The organism is Neisseria sp. P0008.S004 (assembly GCF_051962755.1).
Taxonomy (GTDB): Bacteria; Pseudomonadota; Gammaproteobacteria; order Burkholderiales; family Neisseriaceae; genus Neisseria; species Neisseria subflava_A.
In genome coordinates this window covers 274,458-288,273 of record NZ_JBQCUZ010000003.1, presented here as the reverse complement: position 1 = coordinate 288,273, position 13,816 = coordinate 274,458, and the positions used below count along the sequence as shown (strand labels likewise).

Annotated in this window: 13 protein-coding genes and 3 tRNA genes; 10 read left to right on the top strand and 6 right to left on the bottom strand. The window is 52.1% G+C overall.

Annotated features, from left to right (window positions below; translation table 11 throughout):
- Window positions 1-113: 113 nt before the first annotated feature.
- Window positions 114-1,187, bottom strand: a complete 1,074-nt coding sequence (locus tag ACTHSW_RS04925; RefSeq protein ID WP_440373777.1) for an AI-2E family transporter — start codon at window positions 1,185-1,187, stop codon at window positions 114-116.
- A gap of 86 nt (window positions 1,188-1,273) precedes the next feature.
- Window positions 1,274-2,125 (bottom strand): bifunctional methylenetetrahydrofolate dehydrogenase/methenyltetrahydrofolate cyclohydrolase FolD, encoded by an 852-nt coding sequence (gene folD, locus ACTHSW_RS04920; protein WP_440373776.1) that lies wholly within the window; start codon window positions 2,123-2,125, stop codon window positions 1,274-1,276.
- A gap of 200 nt (window positions 2,126-2,325) precedes the next feature.
- On the opposite strand from folD, the gene ACTHSW_RS04915 reads away from it, so the two are divergent.
- The 9 genes from ACTHSW_RS04915 to prmC all read left to right on the top strand — a co-directional run bounded on the left by ACTHSW_RS04915 (window position 2,326) and on the right by prmC (window position 9,293).
- Window positions 2,326-2,403: transfer RNA gene (locus ACTHSW_RS04915), tRNA-Pro, on the top strand.
- A gap of 27 nt (window positions 2,404-2,430) precedes the next feature.
- Window positions 2,431-2,507: transfer RNA gene (locus tag ACTHSW_RS04910), tRNA-Arg, on the top strand.
- Window positions 2,508-2,516: 9 nt separating this feature from the next.
- A tRNA-His gene (locus tag ACTHSW_RS04905) sits at window positions 2,517-2,592 on the top strand.
- Between the two features lie 260 nt (window positions 2,593-2,852).
- Window positions 2,853-3,359 carry an adenylyltransferase/cytidyltransferase family protein gene (locus ACTHSW_RS04900; protein WP_440373778.1) on the top strand — a complete coding sequence of 169 codons (507 nt, stop codon included), beginning with the start codon at window positions 2,853-2,855 and terminating at the stop codon, window positions 3,357-3,359.
- Complete coding sequence (locus ACTHSW_RS04895) at window positions 3,356-5,119, top strand: bifunctional biotin--[acetyl-CoA-carboxylase] ligase/type III pantothenate kinase (protein WP_440373775.1); 1,764 nt, start codon at window positions 3,356-3,358, stop codon at window positions 5,117-5,119. Before ACTHSW_RS04900 ends, ACTHSW_RS04895 begins: the two co-directional genes overlap by 4 nt.
- A gap of 15 nt (window positions 5,120-5,134) precedes the next feature.
- Window positions 5,135-5,977, top strand: coding sequence for a cell division protein (locus tag ACTHSW_RS04890; protein WP_070647240.1), 843 nt, complete (start codon window positions 5,135-5,137; stop codon window positions 5,975-5,977).
- 557 nt (window positions 5,978-6,534) lie between these two features.
- Entirely contained in the window at window positions 6,535-7,977 is a 1,443-nt protein-coding gene (gene tldD, locus ACTHSW_RS04885) for a metalloprotease TldD (protein ID WP_070460573.1), read from the top strand.
- Between the two features lie 52 nt (window positions 7,978-8,029).
- Window positions 8,030-8,491 carry a hypothetical protein gene (locus ACTHSW_RS04880; RefSeq protein WP_070460571.1) on the top strand — a complete coding sequence of 154 codons (462 nt, stop codon included), beginning with the start codon at window positions 8,030-8,032 and terminating at the stop codon, window positions 8,489-8,491.
- The gene (gene prmC, locus ACTHSW_RS04875; RefSeq protein ID WP_070460570.1) at window positions 8,481-9,293 is read left to right on the top strand and encodes a peptide chain release factor N(5)-glutamine methyltransferase; all 813 of its coding nucleotides are present in this window, start codon (window positions 8,481-8,483) and stop codon (window positions 9,291-9,293) included. The genes ACTHSW_RS04880 and prmC overlap by 11 nt, the downstream gene beginning before the upstream one ends.
- 84 nt (window positions 9,294-9,377) lie before the next feature.
- On the opposite strand, the gene ACTHSW_RS04870 is transcribed toward prmC, so the two are convergent.
- From ACTHSW_RS04870 to ACTHSW_RS04855, 4 genes are all read right to left on the bottom strand, one after another.
- On the bottom strand, window positions 9,378-10,172 hold the full coding sequence (locus tag ACTHSW_RS04870; protein ID WP_070460568.1) for a 3'-5' exonuclease: 795 nt from the start codon (window positions 10,170-10,172) through the stop codon (window positions 9,378-9,380).
- Between the two features lie 760 nt (window positions 10,173-10,932).
- Entirely contained in the window at window positions 10,933-11,817 is an 885-nt protein-coding gene (locus tag ACTHSW_RS04865; RefSeq protein WP_256388722.1) for a lipid A biosynthesis lauroyl acyltransferase, read from the bottom strand.
- Between the two features lie 78 nt (window positions 11,818-11,895).
- Window positions 11,896-12,441 (bottom strand): crossover junction endodeoxyribonuclease RuvC, encoded by a 546-nt coding sequence (gene ruvC / locus ACTHSW_RS04860; RefSeq protein WP_070625240.1) that lies wholly within the window; start codon window positions 12,439-12,441, stop codon window positions 11,896-11,898.
- A 9-nt stretch (window positions 12,442-12,450) separates the two neighbouring features.
- Entirely contained in the window at window positions 12,451-13,281 is an 831-nt protein-coding gene (locus ACTHSW_RS04855) for a carbon-nitrogen hydrolase family protein (RefSeq protein WP_070625238.1), read from the bottom strand.
- Between the two features lie 94 nt (window positions 13,282-13,375).
- On the opposite strand from ACTHSW_RS04855, the gene ACTHSW_RS04850 reads away from it, so the two are divergent.
- Entirely contained in the window at window positions 13,376-13,675 is a 300-nt protein-coding gene (locus tag ACTHSW_RS04850) for a porin (RefSeq protein ID WP_070460562.1), read from the top strand.
- Window positions 13,676-13,816 lie beyond the last annotated feature (141 nt).

Sequence of the window (13,816 nt, the reverse complement as noted above, 5' to 3'; positions counted from 1 at the left end):
AGAAATGCGTGGTTGCCATTATGCCGTAAAGTGTAAGAAAAGGTAAAGCAAAGGCCGTCTGAAAACCCGATTGTCGTTTTCAGACGGCCTTTGATGTGTATAAATGCAACTGATTAAATCAATTTTCGCAGTTTCAATTCGTTTTTCAAATAGGCGTAATAAACCGGCGCGACGATGATGCCGCCGATGCCGAAAATGCGTTCAAAGACGACCATTGCCACCAGCAATTCCCACGCGCTGGATTCGATTTCCGAGCCGATGATTTTAGCGTTGAGGAAATATTCGAGCTTATGGATGACAACAAGGAAAACCAGCGAGGAGAGTGCGACGTAAAGCGATGCGCCGAGGCTCAAAATAATGATGATGGTGTTGGAAATCAGGTTGCCTGCCACCGGAATTAGGCCAACGATAAAGGCGACGATCAGGACGGTCATTTTAAACGGCAGGTCAACGCCGAACAGCGGCAAAACCAAGTAAAGGTACAGGCCGGTCAGGAAGGTGTCAATCAGAGAGATTTTAACTTGGGCGAGGAACACGCGTTCAAAGCTGGTTTCAAAAGTGACGATGCGTTGCACCAATTCGGCTTTAAACAGCGGCATTTTACGGCGGTTTTTGCGCATTTTCAGGCGGTGGAAACTGAGCATGGCGCCGATGATGATGCCGATGAGGATGTACACGAAGGACGTGATGCTGTTTTTACTGATGCGGGTCAGCGCGGCGCGGTATTCGTCAATCAGCTTGATTGCCGAGGCTTTGATTTCGGCCATATTGTTGGGCAGCATATTGAGAATGGCCGCAGGCAGGTCTTGGCTGTTTTTGGTGTCTTCCAAAATCGCCGCCAGTTTGGCCAGCATAAAGCCGACATGGCCGCCGTGTATCAGGTGGTAAATGCCCAAAGACATCATCGCAATGATGCTGAACACGATGGCCAGCGTCAGCGTGGTGGAAATCAGGTTGATATTGTGCGCATTGAGCGATTTATGCAGCCGCGTGTTGCGCGGCAAAACACGGCGGCGGAGTTTGAGGATGACGCCGTTGGTGCGCGTAATAAAGATATAGGTCAGGATAGCCGACAGCAGCAGCGGCAGCAGATGGTAGTGCAAGACAATCAGCAAAGCCAAACCCATCAGGATATAGGAAGCATTGCGGAAAGTCGGGTTGTCGGTGTGGGAAGCGAGTAAGGACATGTGAAGCCGATAAGGTAAAAAAACAAAAAAAACAGGTCAGGCCGTCTGAAAAAACATGTTCAGACGGCCTAATTTAATGACGGCGGTTAATCGTGCAATGAGGCCGCGTGTAGCGTGTTTTCCAACAAAGTGGCAATCGTCATCGGGCCGACGCCGCCGGGAACGGGCGTAATCATGGACGCACGTTCTTTGGCAACGTCAAACTCCACGTCGCCGCACAGGCCGCCATCGTCCAAGCGGTTGATGCCCACATCGATAACAACGGCGCCGGGTTTGACCCATTCGCCTTTAACAAAATTCGGAATGCCCACGCCGACCACCAAAATATCTGCGGCGGCAACTTCATCGGCAAGGTTTTGCGTGGCGCTGTGGCAGATGGTTACCGTCGCGCGGGACAGCAGCAATTCCAACGCCTGCGGGCGGCCGACAATATTGGATGCGCCGACAATCACGGCTTTTTTGCCTTTCGGGTCGATGCCGTAGGCTTCCAACAAAGTCATCACGCCTTTGGGTGTGCAAGGGCGCATCAGCGGCATTTTAACGACCAGGCGGCCGACGTTGTAAGGGTGGAAGCCGTCCACATCTTTATGCGGCTCGATACGTTCCAAAACCGCTTGGCTGTCGATGTGTGCCGGCAGTGGCAGTTGCACCAAAATACCGTCGACGGCAGGGTCGCCGTTCAATTCGTCCACCAGTTTCAGCAAATCGTCTTGCGTGGTTTCAGACGGCAGCTCATAAGAACGTGATTCGATGCCGCTTTTTTGGCAGGCCAGTTTTTTATTGCGTACATAAACCGCGCTGGCAGGGTCGTCGCCGACCAATACCACCGCCAAACAAGGCGTGTGCAAACCTTTTTCCTGGCGCGCCTTTACCGCCTGCGCGACCGCCTCGATGCGTTGCTGGGAGATTTTTTTTCCGTCTATAAGTTGAGCAGTCATGATTTTCCTTCTAAATAGGGACAAATATTGCGTTCAAATTATCGCATTTTTCAGACGGCCTGACACAAAAGAGTAACCCCGATGACGAAACATAAAAATAAATAATGATTAAAAATAATAAGATAAATAAAAAATAGCAAAATAAAGCAAAGTAAGTGTTGACCGGGATGAAAAGGGTCTGTATAGTTCGGGTCTTCAGTCGGGGCGTAGCGCAGCCCGGTTAGCGCATCTGCTTTGGGAGCAGAGGGTCGTGAGTTCGAATCCCACCGCCCCGACCACAAAATTCTAAGCACGAATCGGCATGAGCGCCCGTAGCTCAACCGGATAGAGCACCGACCTTCTAAGTCGGGGGTTACAGGTTCGATTCCTGTCGGGCGTGCCAATTTTTACGGTGGCTGTAGCTCAGTTGGTAGAGCCCTGGATTGTGATTCCAGTTGTCGTGGGTTCGAGCCCCATCAGCCACCCCAGATGAAAGCCTGCATATTGTATGCAGGCTTTTTTCCGTTTATGCCCTGAATTTTATTCAAGTTTATTGGTTTTCAAAAACAGTATTCATCAAATCGTTTCATCATGGCAACGGCAAAAACGGCGTCTGCGGTGTCTGTCAAATGCCGATGAATACGCAGTCAAGCCCGAATATCGTACCGTTCGGTATCTTTTTATGGTGTTTCGCCGTTATCCTTTATAATACCCCGATTATTTTCTGTTTTATTTCCAAAGGAACCGCATCATGTCCGAATGGTCAGCTCCAGAATTCGAATCCAAAATCTGTCCGCCCGAAAAGCTGGCGGAGCGTTTGGCGGCATTGCCCCGTCCGCTGGTGTTTACCAACGGCTGTTTCGATATTCTTCACCGAGGCCATGTAACGTATCTGGCGCAGGCGCGATCGGCCGGTGCGGCTTTGGTATTGGCGTTGAATACCGATGCTTCGGTGCGCCGTCAGGGCAAAGGAGACGACCGCCCGATTAATCCTTTGGAAAACCGCGCGGCAGTGGCAGCGGCATTGGCGAGCGTGGATTTGGTCACATGGTTTGATGACGACACGCCGGCCGCGTTGATTGAAATGGTCAAACCCGATGTGTTGATTAAAGGCGGCGATTGGCCTGTGGATAAGATTGTCGGTGCTGCCGAGACGTTTGCGCGTGGCGGCAAAGTATTTTCGATTCCGTTTTTACACCAGACTTCGACCACCAAAACTTTGGCGAAAATCCGCGAGGCCGGAGAAGGCGAATGACGGATTTGAACAGCCGCCATTGGGCCTTGCTCGCCGCGCTTTCAGACGGCCTGCCGCAACACGTTTCTCAGTTGGCGCGTGCGGCCGGGATGAAGCCGCAACAATTAAACGGATTCTGGCAGCAGATGCCGGGGCATATCCGCGGTTTGCTGCGCCAGCATGACGGGCAATGGCGCTTGGTGCGCCCTTTGGCTGTGTTTGCCGAAGAATCTTTGCAACAAATGGCCGGAAAACAGGGTTTTCGTGCGCAGTTGAAACACGAATGTTCGTCCAGCAACGATGAAATCATGGCTTTGGCGCGCCAGTCGGCAGATTTGGCGCATAAGGCCTTGTGTGTGGCGCACTTCCAAACCAAAGGACGTGGACGGCAAGGGCGAAGTTGGGTCAACCGACAGGGTGAATGTTTGATGTTCAGCTTGGGCTGGGCGTTTGACAAGCCGCAGTATGAGCTGGGTTCGCTGGCGTTGGTGGTGGCATTGGCTTGCCGCCGTGCGCTTGCCGATATCGGTTTGGACGTAAATATCAAGTGGCCGAACGATTTGGTCGTGGCCAACGATAAATTGGCCGGTATTTTGATTGAAACGGCTCGGGTAGAGAATAAGACTGTCGCCGTCATCGGCATCGGCATCAATTTTGTATTGCCGAAAGAAGTTGAAAACGCCACTTCCGTGCAGGCCTTGTTTCAGACGGCCTCTAAGCAGGGCGTAAGCGTCAAAACCTTGTTGAATGCGGTGTTGGCGCAACTTGATGCGCTGTTGAGCGAATACGCGCAAAACGGATTTGCGTCATGTGTCGGCGAATACGATGCCGCCAACCGCGACACAGGCAGGCCGGTATTGCTGCTTCAAGAAGGGCGCATTGTTCATGAAGGCGTAGTCAAAGGCGTGGATGCGCAAGGCGCGTTGCGTTTGTTGACCGACAATGGCGAGAAAACCATTGTCAGCGGCGAGATCAGCTTGCGTCCGGATAATCGTCCGGCACAACCTGCCGCCGCCAAGCCGGAACGCTTTTTGCTGCTGGACGGCGGCAACAGTCAGTTGAAATGGGCATGGGTAGAGAACGGCACATTTTCTGAAGTCGGCCGCGCGCCATATCGTGATTTGACCCAGCTAGGTGAAGAATGGCTGCAATTTGCCGATGATGATGATGTGAAGATTGTCGGTTGCGCCGTGTGCGGTTCGGTCAAAAAAGCGATGGTTGAAGAACAATTAACCCGTCCGGTCGAATGGTTGTCTTCCATGCCTCAGGCTTTGGGTATCCGCAACCATTACCGCCGCCCTGAAGAACATGGTTCCGACCGTTGGTTTAATGCGCTGGGCAGCCGCCGCTTTACGCAAAACGCCTGCGTCGTCGTCAGCTGCGGCACCGCTGTAACTACCGACGCGCTGACAGAAGACAATCATTATCTCGGCGGCACCATCATGCCCGGTTTCCACTTAATGAAAGAGGCGATGGCGCTCAAGACCGCCAACCTCAACCGCCCCATCGGCAAGGTATATCCGTTCCCAACCACAACGCCGAACGCCATTGCCAGCGGCATGATGGATGCCGTTTGCGGCGCGTTGATGATGATGCATGGCCGTCTGAAAGACAAAACGGGCGAGGGCAAACCGGTCGATATTATTATCACGGGCGGCGGCGCGGCCAGAGTCGTACAGGCGCTGCCGGAGTCATTCGTTCATGACAATCAAGTGAAAATCGTCGATAATCTCGTGATTCACGGGCTCTTGCATTGGATTGCCCATCGCAACGGACAATAAAAAGGAAAACGCATCATGAAATGGCTGTTTGCGGTCTTGGTCGCACTCAACATCATTGTTTTTGGCAGCATGGTTGCCTATCGGACACAACATAAAACCGCCAAACCCGAATCTTCCTTGGAAGGCGGTACGCACGAATTATTGCGCCCGTCTTCTTTGGACGCGCCTAAAGCCGAGCCTCGGCAGGCATCGCAACCCGATTGGGTGGTGGTTGAATCAGACGGCCTGATTATGGCCGAACCTGAATCCGAAGAAGCAGAAGCCTTGCGTAAAAAGCAAGAAGCGCAGCAGTTAAAAGAGAAAAAAGAAAAAATGCGCCGCGAGAAAGAAGCGCAAGAACGCCGCGCCGCTGAAGAAGAGATGGGCGCGGCCGGCGTGGAACGCTTGTGTACCAGCAGCGCCACCGTAGTGATGGATGAAGACGATTACCACCGCATCAAAGGCCTATTGGGCAAATGGCCTCATGCAGCCAGCCGCAGTATCGAAAAACGCAACGGCGCATCCGGTGGCGAGACTGCTTCCAAAACCTTCCGCGTGGTCTTACCTGCCGACGGCGACACTTCCGCCCAGCTGGATGCCTTGGGCAGCCGCGGCTTTAGCGGCAGCATTCACAACGGCGAAATCAGCATTGACGTAACACGCAGCCGTTCTTCCGCCCAAGTATTGATTTCACGCTTGTCCAGCGCAGGTTTCGGCGGCGCGCGCATTGTCGAACAGGAAGACAGAAGCGCACCCGATACCGGTTTGAGCGTGGCGCGCATGACCGTGGTCTTTATGGCGGTCGACGAGCGCGATGCCCAAGACATCAGAAACATTGTCGGCCGTTATGGCAAATTGAACATGAAAACCTGCCGATAATCAGATTTATTCGGTTTCAGACGGCCTGAACAGCAGTGCCAAACCTGATAAACCGAACGCCACAAAACACGAAACCCACTGTATCGGCAGTGGGTTTCATGTTTTTCGGTTTTGAGTATCTGATATAAAGGGGAACAGGTATGTTTCGTATATGCGCACTCCGAGTATCAAGAGATAATGGGGAAGAGGGGGATAAAATCTGTTGTTTAATGGCTCGGATTAGGACGTCTTCCGAGTGGTTTTGATTATACGCTAATAATAACTATTATCAATAGCAAAATTGAAAAAATAAGGGGTTTTGCTGTAATATTTTGTTTTTTATGGAAATTAAATTGCGGTATCGGCTTTGCCATGATTGAAAAGGCCGTCTAAACGTCAAACGAACAGGCCGATTGAAATAGGGTAAGGCAAACATTTCAACCCTATATTTCAGACGGCCTTTTGATTTGTTTCAATCACTCATAAACCCAAGCAATCAACATATCCAAAGCCATATAAAATACCGTATAATCAAGACCAAATTAACTTTGCCTGCTTGTCGGGCCGTCTGAAAAATCATGCAACAAACCTACGCCGCCGTACAGCGAGATTTGCTCGAAGCCAACCATCTTTCCCCCGATTTGCTCGCCCAAAGCCTGAGCATTATCGGCGCCAACCATGTCGATTATGCCGACATCTATTGTCAGCGCACTGCCTATGAAAGTTGGCATTTGGAAGAAGGCATCGTCAAATCGGGCAGCTTCCAAATTGATCAGGGCGTGGGCGTGCGTGCCGTTTCGGGCGATAAAACCGCTTTTGCCTACGCCGACAGCCTGTGTATCGATTCGATCAACCGCTCTGCCAAAGCCGTGCGCGTGATTGGTGCGGCCGGCAACGAGGCCAGCGTCAAAGTGCCGACACCTGCCTACGGCAAGCCTGTCCACATGGCGATTGACCCTATTGCCAGCCTTGATTCCGCTGCCAAAGTCGCGCTGTTGAACAAAGTTGAAACGCTGGCCAAAGCCGCCGATCCGCGTATCGTGCAAGTGATGGCCGGTTTGACCTGCGAATACGACATGGTGTACATCGCCCGTCTGGACGGCAAACACGCTGCCGACATCCGCCCGATGGTACGCATGAACGTAACCGTCATTGCCAAGCAAGGCGAGCGTCGCGAGCAGGGCAGCGCGGGTGGTGGCGGACGTTATGATTTGGCGTATTTCGATGAAAACTTGGTGCATCGGTTTGTCGATTCCGCCGTCAAACAAGCCCTGACCAATCTCGAATCCCGTCCTGCGCCTGCCGGCGAGATGACCGTCGTTTTGGGCAACGGCTGGCCGGGCGTGTTGCTGCACGAAGCGGTCGGACATGGTTTGGAAGGCGATTTCAACCGCAAAGAAACCAGCGTTTTCTCCGGCAGAATCGGCGAGCGCGTGGCCGCCAAAGGCGTGACCGTTGTGGATCAAGGCGATATTGCCGACAGACGCGGTTCGCTCAATATCGACGACGAAGGCAACGAAACCCGCCGCACCGTATTGATTGAAGACGGTATTTTGGTCGGCTATATGCAGGACGAAACCAACGCCCGCTTGATGGGTACGCAATCGACCGGCAACGGTCGCCGCGAAAGTTACGCTTCTGCGCCTATGCCGCGCATGACCAATACCTTTATGGAAAACGGCGGCTATGAGCCGGAAGAAATCATCGCGTCCATCGACAAGGGCATTTATGCCGTCAATTTCGGCGGCGGACAAGTGGACATTACCAGCGGCAAGTTCGTGTTCAGCGCATCCGAAGCGTGGTGGGTGGAAGGCGGCAAGCTGCAATATCCTGTCAAAGGCGCGACCATCATCGGCAACGGCCCCGAAGTGCTGAAACATGTTTCCATGATAGGCAACGACACTGCGCTCGACAGCGGTATCGGCGTCTGCGGCAAAGAAGGGCAGAGTGTTCCTGTCGGCGTCGGACAACCGACCCTGAGGATTGATGCCGGACTGACCGTCGGCGGTAGCGAAATTTAAACGGCAGGCCGTCTGAAAGGTTTCAGACGGCCTTTTACATTAGGATAAAACCATGCAGGAACAGAATCGGAAATCAAGTTTTCTCATAGTGATGTTGCTGGTGTCGGTTGCCCTGTGGATCGCGTCTTTGTCCAATGTTGCATTTTATTTGGGCAATCATGAAAGCATGAAGGGTTTGACCGTTTTGATTTTGGGGTCGATATTTGCTTCTTTGGACATCAGATATTGTGCGGCCTATGCTAATTATGTTTGGTTGGCGGCCATTGTTTTGTTGGCGTTGCGGAAGAAGGTCGTGCCTGTCCATGCGGCACTTTGGGGCTTGGCGCTGGTGGCTTTCAGTGTGAAAGCCGTACACGTTGATGAAGCAGGGAATACATCGGATATTGTGCGCTACGGTGCAGGATTTTATTTGTGGTATGCCGCATTTGCGGTTGCCACCATCGGCACGTTTGCCGGAAAGAATAAGGAAAGAAAAGCAACAATGCTGGCAGATGGGACGAAAAATGACGCTTGATGAATGGCTGCGCCAATCGGCGCTGCCCAAAAATGAAGCGCGGATGTTGTTGCAATATGCACTGGGTTACACGCGCGCGCAACTGGTTACACGCGGTACGGACGATTTGGCAGACTCTGCCCTGCAAACCTTGGAGGCTTTGGCTCAACGCCGTCTGAAAGGCGAGCCGATGGCCTATCTGTTGGGCGAACGCGAGTTTTACGGGAGACGTTTTGCCGTCAATCCCCATGTGCTGATTCCACGCCCTGAAACCGAGCATTTGGTGGAAGCCGTGCTCAAACGCTTGCCGCCGCAAGGCCGTGTGTGGGACTTGGGGACGGGCAGCGGCGCCATTGCCGTGACCGTCGCGCTTGAACGCGTTGATGCTGATGTTCGCGCATCCGACATCAGCGTTGGTGCTTTGGATACTGCCCGTCAAAATGCGGCCGAATTGGGCGCAAAAGTCGAGTTTGCGCAGGGTTCGTGGTTTGATACCGACAGGCCGTCTGAAGGCCGATACGATGTGATTGTTTCCAATCCGCCGTACATCGAGGACGGCGATGAACATTTGTCGCAAGGCGATTTGAGGTTTGAACCGCAAAATGCGTTGACCGACTTTTCAGACGGCCTCAGCCATATCCGCCACATTACCCAAGAAGCCCCCAAATACTTGAAAGCCAACGGCTGGCTGCTGTTTGAACACGGCTACGACCAAGGCGAAGCAGTGCGGAACATTATGCTTGAGAACGGTTTTGCCGAAGTGGCAACCGAACAGGATTTGGCTGGATTGGATAGGGTAACGCTGGGGCGTTTGCCTGCTTAATGGGCATGATTTGTCGAAATATAAAAAAGGGCGTGTCGATCACGCCCTTTTGGTTTTCTGGTTTGTCTGTTCAGACGGCCTGGTTTAACGCCAAGCAGCGACGAACTCCGCCCAATGTTGTTTTTCTTCGGCTTGTGCGGCCAGATAATGTTTGATGCGTTTAATTTCGACTTCGTATTCGTCGGCATCGAGCGCGCCGCTCATCATGCGAAAGCGCATGTACATCAGGTAGGTATTGGCGGCATCGGTTTCACAATAATCGCGGATGTCTTTCAGACGGCCTGCATGATAAGCGTCCCAAACTTTGCTGCCGTCCATACCCAGTTTGCCGGGGAAGCCGCAGAGTTTGGCCATATCGTCCAAAGGCACGCTGGCACGCGGTTGGTAGAGGGCGAGCAAATCCATCAGGTCGCAATGGCGGGTGTGGTAGCGGCTGATGTAGTTGTTCCACTTAAAGTCGCGGCTGTCGCCAAAATCGCCGTCGCCCATGTCCCAATAGCGGGCGGCGCTGATGCCGTGTATCAGGGCGCGGTAGTGGAGGACGGGCAGATCGAAACCGCCGCCGTTCCAGCTGACAAGTTGCGGCGTATAGTTTTCGATGACCTCGAAGAACTTGGCAATCATGACTTCTTCGCTGTCTTCGGGATCGCCGATGGTACTGACGCGGATTTTGTCTTGCCCCCAGCGCATACAGCAGGAGATGGCGACGACTTGGTGCAGATGGTGTTGCATAAAGTCGCTGCCGGTTTTGGCACGGCGTTGCTGCTGGGCAAACAGGACGACTTCGTTGTCGGGCAAATCGGCTGGCAAATCGTAAAGCTGGCGGATGCCGTGTACGTCGGGAATGGTTTCAATGTCGAAGGCGAGTATCGGAGTCATGGCGTGATCGGGTTGGATAAGGGATGATGTCATTGTGGCATGACGGCGCAGATAAAAAAAGAGGCAATCCCCCACAGGATTGCCCCAATACCTCAAATCAGAGATTTACGCTTCACAAACAATACAGGCTTTCACCTGCGGCTTTACAGATGCAGCTCAACTCTGCATCAGTAAACTTTCATTTCGGGCATTGCACCGAAATCCTCTAAAATACCGCAATTTCTTGCAATATCAGAAAACTGTTTACAAAAGTATCTAAAACCGGCGAGGCCGTTTGAACATTTTGTAATTTAATGTAGTGAAATTTACGCGAATTTTTACAGTTTGCCAAGTATTTTTTTCTGAAGACTTGTTTCGGTATAAATTTCAGATTTTGTCATATTTTTGCAATTATATTTCATAATTATTCAAAAGTTAGATATTTATTTTATTTTTTTAAATTATAATTTAATTTTATTTCATATTTTGGATGATTAAAATGTATTTTTTCAGATGAACTATTTTGTAACATATTGTTTTTAAAATAAATTAAATTTAATATATAAATGAAAAAGTGTATTAAACTGGACGTTTTTCGTTTGAGAAAAAATATAGGGTTGTTTGAAAGTTTCAATTGCACTGAAAAAATCTGTTTTTAAAGCGGAATATTATTTGATTGTTTGGATTCGAACATGAATTTTGGTTTGATTCAATTAAAATGAGAAAGCGGAGAAAGAAGGATTTTGCCGCTTTTGCATATTTAAATTGTAATTCGATGTAGTCAATAAAAGCTGCTTTCGCCTTCGGGACGGGTTTTGAAGCGTTTGTGCAGCCAGAAATATTGTTCGGGATGCTCGCGTACCCGCTCTTCGATGAAGTCGTTCATGCGCTGGGTGTCGGCTTCGACATCTTCGGTCGGGAAATTGTCCCAAGCCGGATAGAAGCGCAGGGTTACGGTATTGTCGGCTTCGCGCGTGGGGATGGCGGGAATGATTTTGGCTTTGGTCATGCCGGCGATACGGCTGAGGCCGGTAATCGTGGCCGTCTGAATGCCGAAGAAATTGACGAAAATGGAATCGTTGCGGCCGAAGTCTTGGTCGGGCAGATAAAGAAAGGGCGCATCGCTTTTGCGCAGGTGTTTGATGATGGCGCGCAGGCCTTCTGTGCGGCCGATCAGGAACACATTGTTGTAGCGATGGCGGCCTTTCAGGATTTGCTCGTCCAGGGCTTTGTTTTTTTGGTGCGAATACATGCTGGTCAGCGGCACATCCTGATTGAGCGTGTAAACCGCCATTTCAAATGCGGTAAAGTGCGGATAGAGGATGATGACTTTTTCGCCGGCGGCGAGGGCTTCATCGAGATGGTGTTTGTCTTGATAGCGTACCAACGAGCGCAGCTTGTCCGCAGGCGCGTACCAGTAGAGGCCGTATTCGAGCATCAGCTTGGCCATGTGTTGGAAATGGCGTTTGAGCAGGGCAGTGCGCTGGCTGTCGCTCAGCTCGGGAAAGCATTTTTTGAGGTTGACCTCGCCGACTTTGCGGCGCGGTTTGACCGCGTAATAAGCGAGAATGCCGATCGCGTCGGCAATCTTGTGCAACACGCAAAAAGGCAGCAGGCGGATGAGGTAGAGAAAAAGGAAGGCGGCTTTCATGAAGGCTCGCTGTATGTGGGCAAAGGGTTATTATAACCGAAAGGCCGTCTGAAAACGGGCTGGAACACTATTTCAGACGGCCTGAATGTCGGCTTACCATTGGAAACGGCCGCGCTTGACCTGTAGGCCGTCAGGGTTGAGTTGCGAAGCCAATCCGTGATTGCGCAGGGCGTGGGTAAGGGCGACGGCGAGTCCGTCGGCGGCATCGGCTTGAGGCGTGCCTGAAAGTGCAAGCATTTGGACCACCATATGCTGCACCTGCTCTTTGGCGGCCTTGCCCTTGCCGACCACAGCCTGCTTGACCTGAAGCGCGGTGTATTCAAATACGGGCAAATCGTGCATGACTAAAGCGGCAATCGCCGCACCGCGTGCCTGACCGAGCATCAAAGTCGCGGCCGGGTTGACGTTGACGAACACTTGCTCGATGGCCGCCTGATGAGGCTGATAGTGGCGGATGATTTCGTCGATATGGCGGACAATCACGGCGATGCGTTCGGAAAGCGACGCGCCGGTCGGCGTTTTGATACAGCCGGAAGCAACATAATGATGCTCGCGGCCGTGGACATCAATCACGCCGAAGCCGGTCACGCGACTGCCGGGATCAATGCCGAGAATGCGTGTGGGTTGGAGCTGGGACATAGTGCGTGTTTAAAGTAATCGGTGTTTCAGGGCTGGCAGGCGCGTGCGCACGCTTTGCAGGCGCGCGGTATCCAAATCGGCACAAATCACGCCTTCGCCTTCCGGCAACGTCGCCAACACATCGCCCCAAGGGTCGATAATCATACTGTGGCCGAATGTGCGGCGGCCGCTTTCATGCAGTCCGCCTTGTGCCGACGCAATGACGTAGCATTGGTTTTCCACCGCACGGGCGCGCAGCAGCAATTCCCAATGCGCCTTGCCGGTCGTGTAGGTAAATGCAGCCGGCAACAGCAAAACATCAAACGGCTGCTGGGCGCGGAAAAACTCAGGAAAGCGCAAATCGTAGCAGACACCGGCCGCCAGCGGAACATCGTCCACGCTCAGTTTCGGCACATCGCTTCCCGCCAGTATCGTATCGGCTTCGGCGTAGCGTTCGCCCAAACCGGAAAAGCCGAAAAGGTGCATTTTGTGGTAAAGCCCGACTCGGTTGCCGTCGCGGTCATACACCAGCATCGTGTTCATCACTTTGCCAGCGTCTGGGCCTTGCAGCGGAACCGTACCGCCAAACAACACCACGCCGCATTCCCTTGCCGTTTCGCTTAAGGCCGTCTGAAAACGGGTGTGGCAGGTTTCGCCAACGCGTCCATCGTCCAAAGGCTCGGCAAATGCCAGCTTGTCCGTATCGCTTTTGCCCATCAGCGGCCAATATTCGGGCAGCAACACCCAATCCGCCCCTTGTTCGGCCGCCTCGCGGACAAGTCGCCTCATGGTGGCAATATTGGTTTCGGGGTCGGTAGACGACACCATTTGCACAGCGGCGGCGCGTAAAGAGCGCATCATCAAAACTCCTGTCAGATTTTGCAAGAATTGTAACTTGTTTACGCACAAGGCCGATACAATCGTCACACAATTCCTCTCCAAAAAAGGATAAACCATGAACTTGAAACTTCTCCTCACTGCCGCACTTTCCACCGCCGCACTTGCCGCACACGCCGACGTACAGCTTTACGGCAACATCAAAAGCGGCATCGAAACCTCGCAAACCCGTTTCGGCGGCCAAACATATAGCCGAACCGCCGTTGCCGATCAAGGCAGCCACATCGGCTTGCGCGGTTCGCATCCGATTGGTGGCGGAACGAATTTTATTTGGGAAGTCGAACAAGATACTCCGGTCGGCAAAAGCGGCTCCATCCGCCAAGACTGGCGCGAACGCCGCGAGAATTTTGGCCGTTAAAGGAAAGATTGGATAGTAAAGGCCGTCTGAAAGATTTTCAGACGGCCTGTTTTTTATAGTGAGGTCGATTGATTTAAAGAATACACTTAAAAGGCGGTAATCAATAATATCTTAATATTTTCAAAATTTAACAATTTTATA

Bases quoted from the DNA above. Each gene is read 5' to 3' on its own strand.
- ACTHSW_RS04855 (WP_070625238.1), bottom strand. From the start codon at position 13,281: ATGATGCGCTCTTTACGCGCCGCCGCTGTGCAAATGGTGTCGTCTACC.
- folD (WP_440373776.1), bottom strand. From the start codon at position 2,125: ATGACTGCTCAACTTATAGACGGAAAAAAAATCTCCCAGCAACGCATC.
- ACTHSW_RS04895 (WP_440373775.1), top strand. From the start codon at position 3,356: ATGACGGATTTGAACAGCCGCCATTGGGCCTTGCTCGCCGCGCTTTCA.
- tldD (WP_070460573.1), top strand. From the start codon at position 6,535: ATGCAACAAACCTACGCCGCCGTACAGCGAGATTTGCTCGAAGCCAAC.
- ACTHSW_RS04850 (WP_070460562.1), top strand. From the start codon at position 13,376: ATGAACTTGAAACTTCTCCTCACTGCCGCACTTTCCACCGCCGCACTT.
- ACTHSW_RS04925 (WP_440373777.1), bottom strand. From the start codon at position 1,187: ATGTCCTTACTCGCTTCCCACACCGACAACCCGACTTTCCGCAATGCT.
- ACTHSW_RS04870 (WP_070460568.1), bottom strand. From the start codon at position 10,172: ATGACTCCGATACTCGCCTTCGACATTGAAACCATTCCCGACGTACAC.
- ACTHSW_RS04890 (WP_070647240.1), top strand. From the start codon at position 5,135: ATGAAATGGCTGTTTGCGGTCTTGGTCGCACTCAACATCATTGTTTTT.
- ACTHSW_RS04880 (WP_070460571.1), top strand. From the start codon at position 8,030: ATGCAGGAACAGAATCGGAAATCAAGTTTTCTCATAGTGATGTTGCTG.
- ruvC (WP_070625240.1), bottom strand. From the start codon at position 12,441: ATGTCCCAGCTCCAACCCACACGCATTCTCGGCATTGATCCCGGCAGT.
- prmC (WP_070460570.1), top strand. From the start codon at position 8,481: ATGACGCTTGATGAATGGCTGCGCCAATCGGCGCTGCCCAAAAATGAA.